Below are 20,328 nucleotides of genomic sequence, written 5' to 3'. Positions count from 1 at the left end.
AATTAATTCTTGAATCATTTTAAGAGCTCACCATATTGCCCTCAATGTCGTAGAAACTGATTTTATCTTGAAATAAGTAGTTTACTTTTTTGCTTCTTCACTTTCCTTGCACAAATTATCGAGAAAAATTATCTAATTTCAGCGCTTGTCCTAGCTTCATTCGGAACTTTTATCCCCCAATTTTTTCCAATTTCTCAACTATAAAGTTCACTTCTAAAATACTTGGTTTCATCATCACCAAGGCTCTTGGTAGGTCATCGTCATGTTTTCTTCTCTGCAATCTCAGGAACGAATAGGGATATTGGAGGGATGTCGCAATGCTTAAAAAAGTAGTAACGCTTGCCACGGCACTCACTTTAACCGTCAATATCAATGCTCAGGAGATCAAACGTATTTCGGCCTATTGGGCCAACTGGGAGTATTGGGCCGATTCCTCCTTCACCCACGACAATGTGGATTTCTCCAAACTGGCCCATGTGCAATACGCCTTTGCCTAGAATGACGAAGAAGGCACCATCTACTTCACAGATCCCCATGTCTTCTACGGACTGGGGGCCCAGTCTTTCTCCAGCGGTGCAGGCAATGGATGTACCTCATATAGACAAAAACTCCAAGTAAGCCCCCCATGAAAGCTTTCGTTACCACAGCTCTCCAACTACGGTATATCAGATATTCACTGTTTTGCAGCGTAATACCTAATCTCCATGCCTTTGTACCTGAAGGATCTAAACATCACATACTCACCTTAATTTGTTTCACATATCAGCAAGCAGTATTTACTTTGCATATCCAATTTAAGTCTAGACATATATCCTCGTCACTCATTTCTATCATATTTTTTACAAAGGCAAGCTCATTAGTAAATTCCAATAATAAAAAATTTTAGAGCTTAAATTGAATATCTGCACTCCGATAGATAGGACTCATTATTCAGCAAGTAAAAATCTGAGAGTTTTTATTCTCGCTAAGATTCCATGCACTTTTAATGTGACCAGGGTCAAAATATATTCCCAGATAAAAACTCGAGACGGCCTCCAGAATCCTAAGATGACGACAATTGCCACAACCGAACTCAATAAGCGCTGAGCGCTCTTCGACCGACTCTTGCAGGCAACGGTTTTCCTCATCAAGATATTCACCGATGTTTAAGTATTTATACACTTTTTGAGCTATATCATCGATTTTATAGGGATCAATCTTAAGCCTTATAAAAAATCACATTGAGCACACCCCAGTCACCTTCTATCCCAAGCTACTAAGTTCAGCGTCAATTATTTTATTACCTTAAAAAACGTCGCAACCCTGTATCGGGATGACAATCCTTGTAAGCGGCCCGCCCCTTACCAGGAGGCACTACGGCTACTTCGTGGCTCAGCAGCAATTGCATTCCAGGAGAAAATCGATTCGCATATTGCTGTGCGGAGGCGTAGATAGCCTTATGAGTGGAGTGATGGTGCACCCAGTTTTCAAGGTCTTTTAAGGAGGCAAACCAGGCAATTGTTTCAGTATCTGGTCTACCCGGTGCCGGCTGCTCATCACTTAACAGTCGAGCACTGAGACAACGCGACTGAACCGGATGTTTATTCAAGTAGTTTACTCCCTGTTCATATTTCTGACGCAGAGATTTTTGGTAGGCATTCCGTTCTTCAGGGCTGGCAGCAGAATAGCCCTGTACCGTGCGAATCATACATAAATTACCGGGCAGGAATATTTCCTTGTCCGATCGCTCTGCGGCAGGTAGCAACTGTAAGCTTTGTAATTGGCCTGGAAGCCCACTATTTTCTGCAGCGCTTATTCGATCCCGCATCGCACCCCAGTAGGCATGATCATGCTGATCACAAGTATCAAAGTGGCGAAAGATCCCCCAGTCAGCTTCAGGTGTAGAGGCAGAAACCTCGAAATGAGTACGTGGAGCCGTCAATGCCTCATACCATGATCCCGATTTGCCCCGAACTACCCCCTGCAAATCAGTAAAACCTTCCCTCAACCAAGTCATCATGGACTCTTCACAGGACCAGTAGGCAATCGCAATATCGTTATACGCACCCCAAGCATCAATGTGACCTGCCCGCTCATAGTGCATTAGGCCTCGGGTATTGGACAGAGATTCAGTCAATAGCTGAAATAGTGAATCGTCCCGATGGCCACCAACAAACTGTAAGGCAACTTGGCACTGTACATATCGGGAAGTCGGCGGAAGATTCAGTTCCCAGGCTGGATATGGAGGCACAAAATTTTTTGGACGATTTTTCAAACTGACAGATCCCTTTCACAATTTCTCTGTGAATGAAAAATCCCTGTGGATGAGCTTTCCTACTGTCATATTCCAGATTCGTTTTATCAGTAAGAGAAATATGCCCTCCCCAGGCGACATTTCAATACCTTTACTTACAACCATAAAAGCGATGAAAAGTATACTTAGGAGCTGAGGCCTCTTTCATCGTTTTCAGCGAATACTCTAGCCACCTGCTTACTGGCACCATCGTACATTAATAATGTTTGATTAATTCACACGGTGAAGAAACGCCGCTCAACCCGTTTCCACTCTCCGAGGGCAGCGGGAGAGTGCAGGCAAACAGTAAGTTGATCAAACTGACTGGAATATTCATTAAGAACTTCCAGGGCTTCATGCGCGGCAATTGCATGGGGAAAACGGTTGGTGCCGGCACCCAATGCCGGAAAGAGAATATGTTTTAAACCTTTTTTCCCCGCCAAGCTCAATACACTTTCATAACAGTAGCGGAGCTGCTTAATCGCTTGAGCCCCCCATTGATCACCACTGCTCCACTGTGGAGTAACAGTGTGAAGCAAATAATCTACCGGCATATGGAAAGCATCGGTGATACGCGCCTCCCCCACTGTACATTCCGGTTGTTTTTTACACTGCAGCTCGAGATCTTTACCTCCCAGAGCAAAAACCTGGGCAGAGAGCCCTCGACCGCAAATAAGATGTTTATGTGCAGGACACACAAGTGCATCCCCGCGCAATGTCAGAATATCGCCCCAAGTCAGAATAATTTGTGTCACAGTTTCTCAGTTCTAAAGTTTGGTTTACAGATACTGTAGCTTGCTACTTTGGTCGGTGAACGAATCCTCCTATACTCAGCGCTGCTTCACTCCCCGATGAATATAGTGACGCTACCTGGCGCTTTATCGCCAGCAGAAAGCCTCAGCCTGAAGAGCAATCGAGATAATTATGATTCCAGGGTATAACCAACATAATCCCGCACTGGTCTCACCGGTGGAGGAATTGGAACGTATAGATTTGCGTCGTCGTATCATGGCATCTTCCTATATGCTGATATTTGCCATGGCAGTAACGGGAGCCATGGCAGTCATTGCACTGACAGCAGCCGATATCCTTCAGGCCATCACCCTCTCTGCAGCGGCAGTAGTAATCCTGTTTTCCTATGTGACAATCAATGTAATGGGTCCCAGTGAGAAGACGCCTCTCCTGGTAGGTATCCTGTTGTTAGTACTCTATTTTTATTTGCTGTTATCCGGCGGAGTAAATAATACCGGTTTGATGTGGGCGGTAATGCTGGTACCTGGCTTTATCAATCTATACGGTTACAAGACCGGTACCGCCGCACTCATCGCCATTGGCATAGTTACAGCCACTGTCCTTTTCTACCCAGATTTTCCAGGCCTTACCGCCAAATATGATACCGCCTACCGCGCGCGCTTTATCGCCGTTTTTGGTGCTCTCACGGCACTGACAGCACTACTCGACAGCAGTCGCCATCACACCCAACAATTGCTGGAAAAATTAACCGGGGAGCTGGAGAAAAACGCCTCCACCGATACCCTAACCGGCCTCGCCAATCGCCGTGAGGCCTATCGTGCTATCCACGATATGGAGCGCCGTAACAAGGAGTTGCGTGACCGGTATGTGATCCTGATTGGCGATCTGGACAACTTTAAAGCGATTAACGATACCCATGGACATGCTTTTGGCGATCGTATTTTACAGGATGTAGCCAAGATCCTTCGGGACAATACTCGTACAGAGGATATTGTGGCACGCTGGGGGGGTGAGGAGTTCCTGCTGCTGCTACCCAATACCGACGTACGTGGTGGCAGCGTATTGGCGGAAAAATTGCGGCGAAAGGTAGAGGCCCTTAGCCGTCGCTATGTACAGTCAGTGAAAGTCTCTATCAGCTTCGGCCTGGTTGAAGGCAGCAGTACTGGCAGCCCTCACAACCAATTACTGGCTGAAGCCGATAAACGCATGTATCGAGCCAAGAACAGTGGCCGCAACCGGGTAGTGGCCGCCTGAGAACGATACCTCTCAGCTGATGATATCTCGCAGGAAAAAACCGACTGCCAGGGCTAGCAGGGCCGCACCCCCACCAAACACCAGTGTCTTGACGCCCGCTGCCAGTACCCGCTGTGAGAACACCAGCCCCTTACAAAGGCCAATGGCAAAAAAAGTGCAAGCAGCCAAAGCGGCACTGCTATAGAACTGCTCAGAGGTTTCCAGCGGACGGATAAGATAGGGAAGTAACGGGACTGCGCCCACACCAATAAAGGCCAGAAAGGTCACTATCGCAGAGCCAAGGGGCCTTCGTGCCGAGCGACTAATGCCGTACTCTTCCGCCAACATGGTATCAATCCACAGCTGGCGATTGGCGGTGATAGTTGCGACAACCTCATCCAACACCTGCCCTTGGAAGCCCTTGCGCTGAAAAATCTGGCGGATCTCCTCTCGCTCTCCCTCCGGCACCAAATCAATATGTTGGCGTTCCGTGCGGGCAGCCGCCGCTGCCTGATCCCGCTCTACACTCACTGCCTCGTAGTTACTAACCGCCATACTAAATCCATCAGCGATCAGATTGGCAAAGCCCATGACCAACACCACCGACTCAGTGAATCCAGCACCAAAAGCGCCTGCAACTATCGCAAAGGTGGTAACACAACCATCGATAGCCCCGAGGACAAAATCCGACACTCTCTGGGACCTGGGCTCCTTACCCAGGCGGGCGTGAATTCGCTCGGGGCGGTGTTCTTCGAGCAGTGCGCGACGGGATTGTTTAGATTTCTCCTCCCTGCCTTTCATACTCGTAGCGCCTCCCTACCAATTGCTTTATTTCACGATAAAACTACTCCTATCGACACCGGTATTCCCGGTCCTTGCATCATAGGCGTAAACCAATATTTCGTAGGCGCCGGGTAAATCGGTGGGAAAAGGCGCACTGAAGGTATTCATGGTGTCCTGGATTTTCAGCGGAACTGTAGCGAATTTCCGACCATCCCTCTTTACCAGGGCAGTAACCTCTATCTTGCTACCATCCCACAGACCACCATCCGTAAGGGAGCAGCCGCACATCATCACTACATTAGCGCGTATTTCGAATGGGCTCTTATCCAGGCCGGTATAGAGGTGAGTCTGTGGACTGAGCAAGTCCACTACCATACCCGGTATCTCCACGACCAAGCCTTCACCGCTGATAGGTTTGCCTGGCACAAGCCAAGTCTGTGTTTGTGCTACCACACGAGCCTGCTTCTTAATGTAAGGGGCCAGTACTTCTACAGTAAGAAATACCGGTTCACTGATATCCAGCGCAGCAGTAAAATGCGCAGCTCCCCCGGCGATAGGAGCATAACGTTCGCGTGGTGTCTTCATGATCTTGCCGGTATCACCGGTACTGCCCTGGGTAAGCCCCTTGGCCAGGATTTCTCCGGTATCCGCCTCACGGATAATCACCATAGCCCCCCCGATTGAGGAGCCAATAAATTTGGCATCTTTGGCCTTGGCTCGCACAGTAATTTCAGTTGAGGTCACTTCAGCCCACAGATTAGTGGTAAAAAACTGCACTACTAAGGCACACACTAAAATAACGATTCTTCTCACCTCTAAACTCCTTTTATTCGCCACTGATGACAATGTAAGCTCCAAAAACCACTATGGCCCACAATAAGGCCCCTACTCCTAACCACAAAAAATTCAACGGCGTTAGTTTTGCATTTACTTTGCCCGAGATATCACCACTGAGAGTATTTGCTGCCTTCTGTCCCTCAAAGAGAGGCCAAACCGTCAGAGGCAATAACGCCGGACTAAAAATATCAATCAAAGAGAATTCATCAGAAAGATACGAAATTCTATCGATAATTGAGCCCAGAATCGCAAGAACTATATAAATCGCAGCCATCAGTTTAGGGCGCCATTTATATTCTATTTCTGCCTCTTCTAAGTGGCTCTGTATTTTAATAAAAAGTGAATGGGTAAAAAATATTGAAAAAATCGCACGCATAACAGGCCATAAGCTTTCACCACTTGCGCGCTTGTATTCCCTCCATTGTCGATAAAACCAGTAGACAGAATACAGCCCCATAGTGCCAAGGTTCATCACCCAAAATTTAGCGCTGGACACTACGTAGAAATCAAATTCCTCCGTGAACTCTGTATGTAATTCAGCCTCTGGTGCGCTGTAAATATTTGTATCCATTAAAAACTCCCCAAACCCCAAACGAAGGAAAACTAAGGTTTACCCCCTTCCATTAGTAAACGATTATCAGATGAGAACACACAAAAAAGCCGGGCATAGCCCGGCTTTTTTGCTGCTAGCAGTATCTATTAAGCGCGCTTAACTGACTCCACCCAGGCAGCTACACGGCTTTCCAGAACCGGTACCGGTAAGGCGCCGCCACTCAGAACGGTATCGTGGAAACCGCGGATATCGAACTTATCGCCCAATTGCTCTTCAGCCTGCTTACGCAACTCCTGGATCTTCAACATACCAATTTTGTAAGCGGTAGCCTGGCCTGGCCATACCAGATAGCGACGCACTTCAGAGCGTACAGCTGTTTCGGGTATTGCGGAGTTTTCCAGGAAATACTCTACAGCTTGCTCTTCGCTCCAGCCCTTGGCGTGCATACCGGTATCCACTACCAGTCGGATAGCGCGCCACATCTCGGCGGTCAGGTGGCCAAACAGGTTGTAGGGGTCCTCGAAAGCACCCATTTCCTTGGCCAACTTCTCTGAGTAAAGCGCCCAGCCCTCTACGTATACAGTAAAGTGCGCCTGGGTGCGGAACTGTGGGATACCCTCAAGCTCTTGGGCGATGGAAATCTGCATGTGATGGCCGGGGTTGCCCTCATGGTATGCCACCGTCTCCATATCGGTGGTAGAGTAGGCACTCATATCGGAAAGGTGCGCATAGTAGATGCCCGGACGTGAGCCGTCTGGAGTGCCCGGGTAATAGTGCTGAGCACCACCATCCTGCTCTCGGAAGGATTCCACCCGCTTAACCACCAGCTCGGCCTTAGGCAGCAAGCCGAAGTATTCCGGCAGTTTCTTGGTGATATTGTCGAGAAAAGCCGTGGAGTCATCCAGGTAACCCTGGCGGCCTTCGTCGGTATTAGGGTAGTAAAACTGACCATCTTCACGGATAAAGGTGAAGAATTCCTGCAGGTTGCCCTCGAAGCCCACCTGCTTCTTGATGGTCTCCATCTCGCTGCGGATGCGCGCTACTTCCTTGAGGCCAATACTGTGGATTTCATCGGCGGTCAGGCTGGTAGTGGTGGTATTTGCCAGACGCTGGTTGTAGTAGGCCATACCGTTCGGCAGGCTGCTGGCACCCTGGGGCTCCGCGGAAGCCTTCTGCACATCTTTCTTCAACCAGGCGATCAGATTTTCATAAGCGGGCAGGAACTCACTTTCCAAAGCCTTGCGAGCATTGTCCGTCAGCTTATCAGCCTGCTTCTGGTCAATCTTACCGGCTTCGAGCAACTCAGCAATCTTGCCCTTGGCACCGGCCCACAGGGGGGCGTCCTCACCATCGGAGAAGGGGGCACCGTCGATCAGCTTGCTGGACTGCTCTATCGCACCCTCGTAAGCGAAGCGCGGCGGACGGATACCCTCTTTAGAGGACTGTTCTGCGCGCTCACGTAACTGGTTGATAGCGCGGGAAATGCCGCCGATACGGGCGATATACGCCTGCATGTCCTCAATATTGTCCACCTTGTGGAAGTTCAGCAGGAAGTTTGGCAGTTGGGACTGTACGCCGCCCATCTGTTCAAAAATATAACCGTGGCGCTTAAAGGGCTCGGCGGCTTTGGCCTGCTCGAACTGGTAGATCCAGATATCGTAGGAAGTTTTCCCCTCCTGGCTGAGCTTTTCGTAGTCAAAATTCTTCTTGAGTTCCGCAACGGCCTTTTCCTTCCAGGCCAGCTGGCGCGCCTCGGCGGCTTCGCTCATATCGTCGATCTGGTCGTACTGCTCCTTGCGGCCGAGATAGGATAACTGCATGGGACTGAACTGCAGCTGCTCTTCATAGCGCGCATCCAGCCACTCCGTCAGGCGCTTGGTCTCAGCCACCGCATCAACGGCTACAGGGGCTTCGGCAACGGCACTTTGAGCTTTGTCGGCATTCGCTCCTGCCTGAGCGGCCTTATCGCCCTGACAGCCCGCGAGGATAGCGACAGCCATCAGGCTGGGGATCAAAGGGTTGTTCAGCTTAATCGGCATTTTCCTATCTCGGTCAAAAGTTGTACAAAAAAACGCCGCTAACTTTGACACGAAATCTTTGAACTGTCGATTCAGGCTCTTTCAAACGCCATATCTGTGCGTTGAGCCGTGGGAGAAGAGGTTATTTCACCCCAGTAAAAGGCGTTATCCAGGTCCCGTGTTAGCGCCCCGCGAATTCGCGGGACGACTCTTGCTCCTGGACACATCCTCTCGCAGTATTCGCAGCTCTCTCTGGGGAAAGGGAATTGTTAATCCAGCCTCTTCCAGCGCCGGCTTAAGGCGCTCCATCAGCTCCCAGTAAACACTCCAGTACTGGTCAGTTCCAGTCCAGGCTCGCAACTGCAGGTCCACAGAACTATCGGCCAATGCACGCACCATATAACTGGGTTCCGGTTTAGCGAGAATTCGAGGCTCCTGCTCTACCAGCTTACGCAACACTTCCAAACCCGCCTCTATATCATCCCCATAAGCGATACTCGCCACTATCTCAATACGGCGGGTCTTGTTATGGCTGAAGTTAGTAAGTACCCGCCCCCAGATCACGCTGTTGGGCACACTGACATGCAGGCCGTCTGGGGTATCCAGCTCGGTAGTGAAGAAGCCTACCTCACGCACGGTTCCCAGAGTCTGCTCGAATTGAATGACATCACCCACACGGAATGGACGGAGCCCCAACAGGATAAATCCTGCGGCAATATTCTGAAGGGTATCTTTTAGCGCAAATCCCACTGCCAACCCAGTGGCGCCGAGCAGGGCGATTAGGCTGGTGGTGTTGATACCAAAGATATCCAGTACCACCAGCGCTCCAACAATATAAATCGCCCAGGTGGTGATATTTCGCAACACCGGCACCAGGGTGGCATCGAGGCGACTGGGGAGGCGCTCAATGGCACGGCGGACCAAGTGCACCGCAACCAGAGTCAACGCAATCACCAATAAAGCGGCCCCCAGGCGCAGAAGGCCGGTGATCGCCAGGGGCCAGTATTCTGTAACCAGATTATCCGGGTTCATGGGCGCCTTCCTGGTGAGCGTGGCGCACTCACCCCCTGCTGTTATCCCCCTACAAAAGCCCCGCACCCTCCGCCTCGTTTACACAGCGTTGGTGGGCGGGGCAGGATTGCAGGTGATCGTTCACCATTCCTGTTGCCTGCATATGGGCATACATAATGGTAGAGCCTACGAAACTGAAACCGGCTTTTTTTAGCGCTTTGCTCATAGCATCAGATTCTACCGTACTGGCAGGTACCTGCTTGAGGGAGGCCGGACGATTCACTATGACGCGGCCATCAGTAAATTGCCACAGGAACTCCGATAGGGATTGCCCCTTTTCTCGCAAAGCCAGGGTGGCGCGAGCATTTTTTACTGCGGACTCCACTTTCAGGCGATTGCGAATAATGCCCGGATCCAGTAGTAACTTTTCCACTTTTTTGGGTGTATAGCGCGCGATTTTTCCCACATCGAAATCATCAAACAAGCGGCGGTAATTTTCCCTTTTATTCAAAACTGTAATCCAGGAAAGTCCGGCCTGGGCACCTTCCAACAATAGGAATTCGAACAGGGTTTTATCATCTGTAACCGGACGCCCCCACTCCTCGTCATGGTATTGCTGATACAATGGCGTTGACAGACACCAACCGCAGCGCTTCTCCTCCATTATCGACTCCTAAAAAATTGCCATTAATACAAAAAAACCAAAAATCGGGAGATAAATCATTGGATACTGGCGTTTGGTAGATACAGAGGTGGGGCGCTAATGGGCGCCCGAGAAAAAGTAATACTGAATTAATTGCAGAACCAGTAATAAGGCGACCAAAATAAAAATAATATTACCGCGATTCACTTTGACTCCAATAAATTTTGCTGTACTAACCAATCGCGACATTCGCATAACATAGTATCCAATGCCACCTGTGATTGATAATCGAGTTCGCGTTCTGCCTTGGAGCTGCTGGCTACAACCCGGCGTGTAACCAGGGTAGCCTTTTCCGGGGTAATGACCGGCTCATTGCCGCTCACTCGCGACCAGAGATCAGAAAACCAGGCAATAGACTGAATAACAAAGGCGGGAGTAGTACGCTTGGGCACAGGCTTGTGTAACAACTCGGCTATTTTTCCGAAAAATTCCAGGAAGCTCGCGTCAGTACCAGCGAGAATATAATTTTCTCCGCAGCGACCCTTTTCCACTGCATTAATATGTGCCCGCGCTACAGCGCCAGCATGGCAAAAAGAACCCCAACCAGGAGGCACTCCCGGTAACTGGTTTTTATCTATCAGAAAAAAAGTCTGAGCCCAACTGGAAGTATCGTATTTACCCACAATTGCACAGGGATTGAGAAATACCGCATCAAGCCCCTGATCAATTTCCTTGCGTACGGCAATTTCCTCTCGCTTCTTGGTATATAAGTAATGATGACGAGGATCATCGGCCAGTTTTGCACTCTCCTCCGTGATCTTATCTTTGTGGTAGCCGTAGGCAGAAATAGAGCTGGTGACTACCATACGCCCTACATTTTTTTCCCTAGCCACTTTAGCAATATTTGCTGAACCCTCGACATTGTCTCTCCATTGCTGGACATTGCCACCGCGCCACATACTGGTGTTAGCAGCCATATGGAACAGAGCATCGACACTGTCCGGGATAGCCGAGCGAAGAGAGTCGAGGTCTTCCAACGAGGCCTCTACCAGTTCCGCCCCCATAGAGCGCAACATATCCGTATTTGAGGTTCGCCGGTGCATGGCGGTCACCCGCCAGCCATCGTCAACCAGCTGCTCCACCAGATTGGCACCGAGGAAGCCACTGCCCCCGGTTACAAACGCATGTTTCATAAATCCACCGGATGATTAGTTATCGTTATTCATACCCAGTGATGCTCTCTGCAGAAACCGCCACCCTCCGGAAGGGCAAACCGGCTGGCGGTACCGCTGCTCCGGCAGAGCGGGCCGCACACCCAATCCTTCAGTGATACGACCCCAGAAATTCATCCAACTTTTCTTTAATACCGGGAGCCTCAATAAATGGCCTCGGTATCGTTTATGTCGGATTAATTGGAAAGATTACTCGATTTTCATACCGAGCTGGTAGGCGAGGAAGCTCCACTGATTAGCAAAGTCTTCCACCTGCATCCATATCGGTTTGCCTGCGCCGTGCCCCGCCCGGGTCTCCACCGCGAGCCATACAGGTTTATTACAGCCCTGGTCCCTCTGCAGGGCGGCAGCAAACTTGTAGCTATGCCAGGGCACCACTCGATCATCGCGATCGGCAGTGGTAATCAGAGTGGCTGGATAGCAGGTACCCCTGCGGGTATTGTGCACTGGAGAGTAAGCGTGCAACGCTTTAAATTCCTCACGATTTTCACTCAAGCCATAGTCGCTTGACCACTGACGCGCATTGGCGGAAGCCGTATGATAGCGCAGCATATCGAGTACACCCACCACAGGTAATGCCGCAGCAAACAGGTCTGGGCGCTGCACTAGAGTCGCACCCGCAAGCAGTCCACCGTTGGAGCGGCCACTGATACCCAGTTTCTCTGGAGAGGTAACTTTTTCCTCAATCAGCCACTCAGCTGCGGCAATAAAGTCATCGAATACATTTTGCTTTTGGGTTTTGGTGCCCGCTTGATGCCAGGCATTGCCGTACTCACTACCACCGCGCAAGTTGGCCAGTGCCAGGGTACCGCCCATATCCAGCCAGCCCACAAAGCGATTGTAGAAGCGTGGCAACTGAGCGGAGTTGAAACCACCATAACCATACAGCAGCGTAGGGTTGGAGCCATCGCGTTTCATGCCCTTCTTATGCACCAGGAATAAAGGTACGCGGGTGCCGTCTTTGCTTTTATAGAAATGCTGGCTCACGGTTAAGCCAGAGAAATCTGTCGCGTATTTCGGCCGCTTGAACAACTTGGTTTCACCAGTCTGCACATTCAGGTGGTAAATGCTCGGCGGGGTTATAAAATTGGAGAAGGAATAAAAGGTCTCCACTTCATCCGGCTCGCCGTAAAAGCCCTTCACGGAACCCACACCGGGTAGCTTCAGCTCGTACTGTTTCTTGCCGTTGGTATCGGTCACCAATACCCGCGACTTGGCGTCTTCCAGGTAATGAAGTACGAAGCGATCGCCGATATAGCTGGCACTCTGCAGGGCACTGTTTGTTTCCGGCACCAGGTCACGCCAGTTCTTGCGTTGCGGCCTATTCAGGTCGATAGCGATCACACGCCCCAGTGGTGCTCCCGCGCTGGTCTCAAAAAAGAAAGTGCTCCCCTTATTGCCAAGATACTGGTACAGACCATCCCAGTCATCCAGCAGCTTGACGACCTTGCCACTTTTATCGCGCAAGTCGCGATAGTAGAAGCCGTTGGAGTCATAGCCATCGAAGATACCGAATAACAGGTAGTTCCCATCGTCACTTACCGCTGCTCCAGGGTTGCGGGTGGGATGATCCGTAATTTGGTATATCAACTGGTCTTGCTTCTGAGCATCCCCCAGGCGGTGAAAATAGACTGCTACCTGCTTGCTATCATCTGCAGTGCCATCCTTGTTGAACGGGTAGCGGCTATAGTAAAAACCAGACTCATCCGGAGCCCAACTGGTATCACTAAACTTGATACCGGTCAGCTGCTCCTCCAAGTCCTTGCCTGTCTCAAGATCGCGAATACGATAGTCGGTCCAGTCAGTCCCACCATCAGAGATACCGTAAGCCAGGTATCGGCCCTTTGGACTGACTTTGAGGCGTTTGGCTGCAATAGTGCCATCCTCGCTCAGGCTGCGCGGGTCCAGCATTGGCTTGCCGTCCTGGGCAAGCTCTGGGGTGCGGTAGAAAATATTCTGGTCCCAGTCACCGTTGTTATAGTCGTAATAGTAACTGTCACCTTTCTTATAGGGCACGCCATATCGCTCATAGCGCCACAGTTCCGTAAGGCGGTCATTGATCTTCTGCCAACCAGGTAAATCCTTCAGACGCGGCAGAGCATGCTCATTTTGGGCCTTAACCCACTCTTTAACCTCTTTGTTGGACATGTCCTCCATCCAACGATAGGGGTCTGCCACCTCGACACCGAAGTATTCATCCACATGTTCGACGGCTTTACTCTTTGGGTAATTGTCTGCCGCCTGCACACTAGCCGCTGTGGTCAAGGCTCCAGCCAGGAGCGCTATTAACCGTTTCCTCATACCGTATTCTCGGTTTCTCTACGTTAGCCAGTCCGCTAATCTAGGCCATTTACTCACAAGGTTCCATAGAGACAAAGAGTTCTGAGATGAAAGGATTGATCCAGCGGGTTAGCCACGCCCGTGTAAATGTGGCTGGAAAGTCAGTGGGAGCTATCGACAATGGATTGCTGCTTCTGTTGGGCATAGAGGAAAAAGATGGTCATGAGAGCGCGGACAAATTACTGAATAAGGTACTGAATTACCGAGTTTTTTCTGATGAAAATGGACGTATGAACCTGAATGTCCAGCAGGCCGGTGGTGGTTTACTGGTTGTCAGTCAATTTACCCTGGTGGCCGAAACTGACCGCGGCTTGCGTCCCAGCTTCAGCCGAGGCGCCAGCCCCCAGCAAGCCGAGGCTCTGTATGATTACTTCGTCAAACGCGCAAAGTCCCAGTTTTCTCCTGTAGCCAGCGGTGTTTTCGCCGCAGATATGCAGGTTTCCCTGCTGAATGACGGCCCGGTTACTTTTATGCTGGAAATATAATTTGCAGCATCACCACTGGGTTTCCGGCAATTACCAGCCTGTAAATTATCGATTACCTAATTGATTCCAGGGCTGTAGTGGAACTTGCTTTAATTCACATTTAGGGAAAAGATTAAATCTCTTATCATTACGGTGGTATAAATCATAACCTGGGGAGAAATTTTCGTATGCTTTTGAAGAGAATGCGTATTCTCTTTATCATCGCGCCTGACAGCAGGGCCTGGGTGAATTTACCTAACCGCTTATCAAAGTAGGTAAATTCAGCTTATTTAGTTAAAGTTGGTAACTATGCAAATCTCTGTAACAAAAAATATTCTCCTCAAACCCCTCACAGATGGAGATGCGCAGGAAATCCATTTACTTATTGAACAAAATCGTTCCCTGTTGGCGAAATATCTCTACTGGGTAGAGTCAATAAAGGATCTATCCAGCACCAGGGGATATCTTCGTCAACGTATTTACAGTAATAATACCGGAGCTGCCTGGTATAAAATTATCGTTGAAGGAAAAATTTCAGGCATTTTTGGTATTAAAGAGGTAAACCCCCAAAAGCAATACGCCGAAATCGGATACTGGCTCTCCGCCCACTGCCAGGGCCGAGGCGTTATGACGAGAGTAGTAGAAAAAATATGTGCGCATCTAAAAAATAGTCAGGGTATTCAGCAGCTTGGTATTCAGTGCCTCTCTGAAAATAAAGCGAGCATCGCCATAGCTAAGCGGGCTGGCGGGATCCACACTGATACAGTTGCCAACTATTATACTATTGATGGCAAAGTCCAAGATCTCAAAATCTATACTGTAGCCCTTTAGGCAACACTTAAGGGGAGAGCTCTAAGACAGCAGGCCCAGAACAAACTAAGTATTTGCGCCGCTAGTCTTATTGCGACTTGGTCTTTACCGGGCTCCACTCCAAACCATCCGCTCCCTGCCCGGCCCTGAATATCCTTCCAACAGACCAATCCTCAGTGTCTATCTCTACTACCTTGCCATCTCTTTGAGATCCCGCAAATAGGAATTTCCCATCTGGAGAAAATAGTAGAGAAGCGGGCTCACGGGCACCTACAGCACCCACGTCAATTGCCTTGATCTCTTTCCGTGTCGCAGCATCATAGATCAGTATCCTATGTCCCTGTAGGTCAGCCACAGCGACTAACTTCCCATCCGGATTAAAGCGGATCCGAATAGGTAAGTAGCCTACATCCAAGGTCTCCTTCCTCTTGAGGCTACCAGTGTCGTAGATAAAAATATTTTCCGACTGATTGTTTCCTATCCATAACTCCTTACCATCGGGGCTGACCCAAACTGCCTCTGGTCCCTCACCGGCAGGAAGAGTGGTTTTCAGGTTCATTGACTCTGTATCGATAACACTAAAAGTATCAGAGCCGCGACTGGTGACATAAGCGGTTTTGCTATCCGGTGATAGAGCCAATAAATGGCTGCCTATCTGATCTGTTGAAACAGATCCAATTACTTTTCCCGATGAAACATCAACTTTAATAACATCATTGGTTTCTTCTGTTGTGACAATCACATTGTTACTTTCGCCCAACCAGGCAATACCATGGGGACCCATATGCGGGCTTATTTTGATGACACTAATGCGCCTGCCCGTTGCCACATCAAAAACATTTAATTCCTCACCTACATAGCCGTCCTCAAGATAGGAAACCACTACTGCCTTGCTCTTATCGGGAGAAAGAATCATTTCATGAGGTGCGCCCCCCGTTTCCCGCCGTTTTATTTCCTGGCCATTCTCTAGGTCTATAAAGCTGACTGTACCTTCATATTTATTGCCTACAATCAGCGTACTTGCATTAGAGGCTCCAACCCCTGCAAACAGACTAGCCAGCAAACAAGCGAATACTATTTTCATCAAGAGACCTCAAACTTTAACGAGCCCAGAACTCGGCAAACCAAAATTATCCGCTTCGAAGAACTATAAATATGATTATCTTGAACAAGGACACAAACGAGTCTCTAGTGGCGTCAACTTCCCTTTAAGGATAGGCGTTAACTTCAGTATCAAATAAAGACAAACTCTAGAACTATTCTTCATAAAAAATCTTACCAACAGAATCCATGGATAGACCTGTGCATAACTCCGGGATATCCACTTTCAGGCCTCTGTTTCCATAGGGGGCCTTTTAATGGGTAAAAAAACACCACTGATTCTAGGGTGATTTCCACAGGTCGGCCGTTATTAACAGAATGGCTGGATAGACTTGTGTATAACTGTGGTATATCCGCTGCCAGCCTTACAGTTGTGTGACATTGCGCGAGCGCACAAAAAATCACCGGCTTTTTCGTTGGTATTTTTGTGTCACTTTTATCCCTGTCAGGCCCTTTTTTACAGCGGAGATAATTTCTTTATTGGGAAGATTTTTTCCGGGAAGACTACTAGTAGCACTGCGGTAAATTATTTGGGAATGCCCTTCCAGGGAAGGTTGCAGTAAAAAATAGCTGGGCGCTCAATTTTTTTTCAGGAGAGAAAGCCGCGAGGAGAACTCTTTATTTACAGCCGCGTAAACGTGTTCGACTTTTTACCGGGGTTTTTCCTGAGTAAATTTTTCAGCAGGATTTTGAGAGTAAAACCTGACTGGGTTATTCATTACTTTTCAGGGTTTCTTTGTCCAGGGTTTCTTTGTCACATTATTTTCTTAGTTTTTATTTTTAGCTTTTCTTTTTTAATTTTTCTTCGTTTCATCTTTGCTTCTTTTTATTTTTAACTTCTTTTTATCATTAACTTCCAAGTTTTTGCTTTTCTTCTTTACGGCTCTTCACGGGTATTTTTTTACACATAAAAAAAGGGCCACCCAATGGGTGGCCCTTTCGGATTAGAAGCCTGACGATGACCTACTCTCACATGGGGAAGCCCCACACTACCATCGGCGATGTTGCGTTTCACTTCTGAGTTCGGCAAGGGATCAGGTGGTTCCACAACTCTATTGTCGTCAGGCAAACTGGCTTGGGTTGGCGCTGGTCTTATAAGCAATGTGCTTGGCCTGCCGCGTTATCGCTGTTTGCCTCGGTCATGTTGTTGACCGGCGATAACCCCAAATAAGTCGGTAAAACAATCTGTAGTAATACACCGCAAGCGATCGTATGTCTCTAACTCACAATCCGCTAGCTTAGCTAGTCGTTAGTAACCATCTCTGTTGTATGGTCAAGCCGCACGGGCAATTAGTACTGGTTAGCTCAACGCCTCACAACGCTTCCACACCCAGCCTATCAACGTGGTAGTCTTCCACGGCCCTTTAGGGGAATCAAGTTCCCAGGGAGATCTTATCTTGAAGGAGGCTTCCCGCTTAGATGCTTTCAGCGGTTATCCCGTCCGAACATAGCTACCCGGCAATGCCACTGGCGTGACAACCGGAACACCAGAGGTTCGTTCACTCCGGTCCTCTCGTACTAGGAGCAACTCTTCTCAAATCTCCAACGCCCACGGCAGATAGGGACCGAACTGTCTCACGACGTTCTAAACCCAGCTCGCGTACCACTTTAAATGGCGAACAGCCATACCCTTGGGACCGGCTTCAGCCCCAGGATGTGATGAGCCGACATCGAGGTGCCAAACACCGCCGTCGATGTGAACTCTTGGGCGGTATCAGCCTGTTATCCCCGGAGTACCTTTTATCCGTTGAGCGACGACCCTTCCATACAGAATCGCCGGATCACTATGACCTACTTTCGTACCTGCTCGACATGTCTGTCTCGCAGTCAAGCGCACTTATACCATTATGCTCATTGCATGATTTCCGACCATGCTGAGTGCACCTTCGTACTCCTCCGTTACTCTTTGGGAGGAGACCGCCCCAGTCAAACTACCCACCATACACTGTCCTCGATCCGGATAACGGACCAGAGTTAGAACCTCAAACATACCAGGGTGGTATTTCAAGGACGGCTCCACAACAACTAGCGTCGCTGCTTCAAAGCCTCCCACCTATCCTACACAAATAGGCTCAAAGTTCAGTGCAAAGCTGTAGTAAAGGTTCACGGGGTCTTTCCGTCTAGCCGCGGGTACACTGCATCTTAACAGCGATTTCAATTTCACTGAGTCTCTGGTGGAGACAGCGTGGCCATCGTTACGCCATTCGTGCAGGTCGGAACTTACCCGACAAGGAATTTCGCTACCTTAGGACCGTTATAGTTACGGCCGCCGTTTACCGGGGCTTCGATCAAGAGCTTCGCCGAAGCTAACCCCATCAATTAACCTTCCGGCACCGGGCAGGCGTCACACCCTATACGTCCACTTACGTGTTTGCAGAGTGCTATGTTTTTAATAAACAGTCGCAGCCACCTGGTCACTTCGACCGGCCTCAGCTTAGGGAGCAAGTCCCATCACCAAAACCGGCGTACCTTCTCCCGAAGTTACGGTACCATTTTGCCTAGTTCCTTCACCAGAGTTCTCTCAAGCGCCTTGGTATTCTCTACCTGACCACCTGTGTCGGTTTAGAGTACGGTTCACTATTGCCTGAAGCTTAGAAGTTTTTCCTGGAAGCAGGGCATCAACCACTTCGTCTCTAAAAGAGACTCGTCATCAGTTCTCAGCCTTAGGGACCCGGATTTGCCTAAGTCCCCAGCCTACAACCTTAAACATGGACAACCAATCGCCATGCTGGCCTAGCCTTCTCCGTCACTCCATCGCAGCAATAGCGAGTACAGGAATATTAACCTGTTTTCCATCGACTACGGCTTTCGCCCTCGCCTTAGGGGCCGACTAACCCTGTCCCGATTAGCGTTGGACAGGAACCCTTGGTCTTCCGGCGGGGAGGTTTTTCACCTCCCTTATCGTTACTCATGTCAGCATTCGCACTTGTGATACCTCCAGCAGACCTCCCGATCCACCTTCAACGGCTTACACAACGCTCCTCTACCATGCCCGAAGGCATCCGCAGCTTCGGTTACCAATTTAGCCCCGGTATATCTTCCGCGCAGGCCGACTCGACTAGTGAGCTATTACGCTTTCTTTAAAGGATGGCTGCTTCTAAGCCAACCTCCTAGCTGTCTGGGCCTTCCCACATCGTTTCCCACTTAATTGGTATTTGGGACCTTAGCTGGCGGTCTGGGTTGTTTCCCTTTCCACGACGGACGTTAGCACCCGCCGTGTGTCTCCCGCGATTGCACTCCTCGGTATTCGGAGTTTGCATGGGGTTGGTAAGTCGGGATGACCCCCTAGCCCAAACAGTGCTCTACCCCCGAGGGTGAGACGCGAGGCGCTACCTAAATAGCTTTCGAGGAGAACCAGCTATCTCCCGGCTTGATTAGCCTTTCACTCCGATCCACAGGTCATCCCCTAATTTTTCAACATTAGTGGGTTCGGTCCTCCAGTTGATGTTACTCAACCTTCAACCTGCCCATGGATAGATCGCCGGGTTTCGGGTCTATTGCCTGCAACTAAACGCCCTATTAAGACTCGATTTCTCTACGGCTCCCCTAAGCGGTTAACCTTGCTACAGACAATAAGTCGCTGACCCATTATACAAAAGGTACGCAGTCACCCCGAAGGGCTCCTACTGCTTGTACGTATACGGTTTCAGGTTCTATTTCACTCCCCTCTCCGGGGTTCTTTTCGCCTTTCCCTCACGGTACTGGTTCACTATCGGTCAGCTGGGAGTATTTAGCCTTGGAGGATGGTCCCCCCATATTCAGTCAAGATAACACGTGTCCCGACCTACTCGATTTCACTCTAAATGCCTTTTCGTGTACGGGGCTATCACCCTGTATCGCGGTACTTTCCAGAACCTTCCACTAAAACATAAAGAGCTTAAGGGCTAATCCCCGTTCGCTCGCCGCTACTAAGGGAATCTCGGTTGATTTCTTTTCCTCCGGGTACTTAGATGTTTCAGTTCCCCGGGTTCGCCTCCATAACCTATGAATTCAGTTATGGATACTCCTAAAAGGAGTGGGTTTCCCCATTCGGACATTCTAGGATCAAAGCTTGTGTGCCAGCTCCCCTAGACTTTTCGCAGGCTCCTACGTCCTTCATCGCCTCCAGCTGCCAAGGCATCCACCGTATACGCTTAGTCGCTTGACCATACAACACAAACGACTACTAACGACTTTAACATCCAGACTCAACAATAAATCATTGGCCCGGACGCCGGATTGTGTGCTTGAGAGACACACAATATTGATGTTGAGTATTGTTAGTACTCAACCTCGCCT

16 protein-coding genes and 2 rRNA genes are annotated in these 20,328 nt (G+C 49.4%); 4 read left to right on the top strand and 14 right to left on the bottom strand.

Translation table 11 applies throughout. The annotated features are described in order from the left end of the window. Positions 1 to 317: 317 nt before the first annotated feature. Positions 318 to 497: a hypothetical protein gene (locus tag ACJJIP_RS00105; protein ID WP_353375478.1), complete on the top strand. Its 180-nt coding sequence runs from the start codon at positions 318 to 320 to the stop codon at positions 495 to 497. A gap of 782 nt (positions 498 to 1,279) precedes the next feature. Here ACJJIP_RS00105 and ACJJIP_RS00100 read toward each other — a convergent pair. Both ACJJIP_RS00100 and ACJJIP_RS00095 read right to left on the bottom strand, forming a co-directional pair. Next, the gene (locus ACJJIP_RS00100) at positions 1,280 to 2,254 is read right to left on the bottom strand and encodes a phenylacetaldoxime dehydratase family protein (protein WP_444945981.1); all 975 of its coding nucleotides are present in this window, start codon (positions 2,252 to 2,254) and stop codon (positions 1,280 to 1,282) included. A gap of 254 nt (positions 2,255 to 2,508) precedes the next feature. Beyond that, the gene (locus ACJJIP_RS00095; protein WP_282952166.1) at positions 2,509 to 3,027 is read right to left on the bottom strand and encodes a macro domain-containing protein; all 519 of its coding nucleotides are present in this window, start codon (positions 3,025 to 3,027) and stop codon (positions 2,509 to 2,511) included. 169 nt (positions 3,028 to 3,196) lie between these two features. Between ACJJIP_RS00095 and ACJJIP_RS00090 the strand changes: the two genes are divergently transcribed. Next, positions 3,197 to 4,279: a GGDEF domain-containing protein gene (locus ACJJIP_RS00090; RefSeq protein WP_020414114.1), complete on the top strand. Its 1,083-nt coding sequence runs from the start codon at positions 3,197 to 3,199 to the stop codon at positions 4,277 to 4,279. A gap of 12 nt (positions 4,280 to 4,291) precedes the next feature. Here ACJJIP_RS00090 and ACJJIP_RS00085 read toward each other — a convergent pair whose 3' ends face one another. The 9 genes from ACJJIP_RS00085 to ACJJIP_RS00045 form a co-directional block, all read right to left on the bottom strand. Further along, on the bottom strand, positions 4,292 to 5,059 hold the full coding sequence (locus tag ACJJIP_RS00085) for a VIT1/CCC1 transporter family protein (protein ID WP_353375476.1): 768 nt from the start codon (positions 5,057 to 5,059) through the stop codon (positions 4,292 to 4,294). A gap of 27 nt (positions 5,060 to 5,086) precedes the next feature. Continuing rightward, positions 5,087 to 5,854: a hypothetical protein gene (locus tag ACJJIP_RS00080; protein ID WP_282952163.1), complete on the bottom strand. Its 768-nt coding sequence runs from the start codon at positions 5,852 to 5,854 to the stop codon at positions 5,087 to 5,089. A 13-nt stretch (positions 5,855 to 5,867) separates the two neighbouring features. Beyond that, on the bottom strand, positions 5,868 to 6,449 hold the full coding sequence (locus tag ACJJIP_RS00075) for a hypothetical protein (protein ID WP_020414111.1): 582 nt from the start codon (positions 6,447 to 6,449) through the stop codon (positions 5,868 to 5,870). Positions 6,450 to 6,577: 128 nt separating this feature from the next. Further along, positions 6,578 to 8,470, bottom strand: coding sequence for a DUF885 domain-containing protein (locus ACJJIP_RS00070; RefSeq protein ID WP_020414110.1), 1,893 nt, complete (start codon positions 8,468 to 8,470; stop codon positions 6,578 to 6,580). A gap of 144 nt (positions 8,471 to 8,614) precedes the next feature. Then, a complete protein-coding gene (locus ACJJIP_RS00065; RefSeq protein WP_020414109.1) occupies positions 8,615 to 9,481 on the bottom strand; it encodes a mechanosensitive ion channel family protein in 867 nt (288 codons plus the stop codon). A gap of 49 nt (positions 9,482 to 9,530) precedes the next feature. Next, positions 9,531 to 10,124, bottom strand: a complete 594-nt coding sequence (locus tag ACJJIP_RS00060) for a DNA-3-methyladenine glycosylase I (protein WP_020414108.1) — start codon at positions 10,122 to 10,124, stop codon at positions 9,531 to 9,533. Positions 10,125 to 10,306: 182 nt separating this feature from the next. Beyond that, positions 10,307 to 11,296 carry an SDR family oxidoreductase gene (locus tag ACJJIP_RS00055; RefSeq protein ID WP_020414106.1) on the bottom strand — a complete coding sequence of 330 codons (990 nt, stop codon included), beginning with the start codon at positions 11,294 to 11,296 and terminating at the stop codon, positions 10,307 to 10,309. Positions 11,297 to 11,311: 15 nt separating this feature from the next. Continuing rightward, the gene (locus ACJJIP_RS00050) at positions 11,312 to 11,452 is read right to left on the bottom strand and encodes a hypothetical protein (protein WP_444945980.1); all 141 of its coding nucleotides are present in this window, start codon (positions 11,450 to 11,452) and stop codon (positions 11,312 to 11,314) included. Between the two features lie 72 nt (positions 11,453 to 11,524). Continuing rightward, positions 11,525 to 13,636 (bottom strand): prolyl oligopeptidase family serine peptidase, encoded by a 2,112-nt coding sequence (locus ACJJIP_RS00045; protein ID WP_444945979.1) that lies wholly within the window; start codon positions 13,634 to 13,636, stop codon positions 11,525 to 11,527. An 86-nt stretch (positions 13,637 to 13,722) separates the two neighbouring features. Between ACJJIP_RS00045 and dtd the strand changes: the two genes are divergently transcribed. Both dtd and ACJJIP_RS00035 read left to right on the top strand, forming a co-directional pair. Then, on the top strand, positions 13,723 to 14,160 hold the full coding sequence (dtd, locus tag ACJJIP_RS00040; RefSeq protein ID WP_282952156.1) for a D-aminoacyl-tRNA deacylase: 438 nt from the start codon (positions 13,723 to 13,725) through the stop codon (positions 14,158 to 14,160). A 288-nt stretch (positions 14,161 to 14,448) separates the two neighbouring features. Then, positions 14,449 to 14,970, top strand: coding sequence for a GNAT family N-acetyltransferase (locus ACJJIP_RS00035; protein WP_444945978.1), 522 nt, complete (start codon positions 14,449 to 14,451; stop codon positions 14,968 to 14,970). Positions 14,971 to 15,037: 67 nt separating this feature from the next. Here ACJJIP_RS00035 and ACJJIP_RS00030 read toward each other — a convergent pair whose 3' ends face one another. From ACJJIP_RS00030 to ACJJIP_RS00020, 3 genes are all read right to left on the bottom strand, one after another. Beyond that, positions 15,038 to 16,033: a YncE family protein gene (locus ACJJIP_RS00030; protein ID WP_353375473.1), complete on the bottom strand. Its 996-nt coding sequence runs from the start codon at positions 16,031 to 16,033 to the stop codon at positions 15,038 to 15,040. Between the two features lie 967 nt (positions 16,034 to 17,000). Continuing rightward, positions 17,001 to 17,116: ribosomal RNA gene (rrf, locus tag ACJJIP_RS00025) — 5S ribosomal RNA — on the bottom strand. Positions 17,117 to 17,319: 203 nt separating this feature from the next. Further along, a 23S ribosomal RNA gene (locus ACJJIP_RS00020) occupies positions 17,320 to 20,197 on the bottom strand. Positions 20,198 to 20,328 lie beyond the last annotated feature (131 nt).

The sequence above is a fragment of the Microbulbifer variabilis genome (assembly GCF_052467165.1).
The sequence above is the reverse complement of the archived record's forward strand: the minus strand, read 5'-3'. Positions and strand labels throughout refer to the sequence as shown.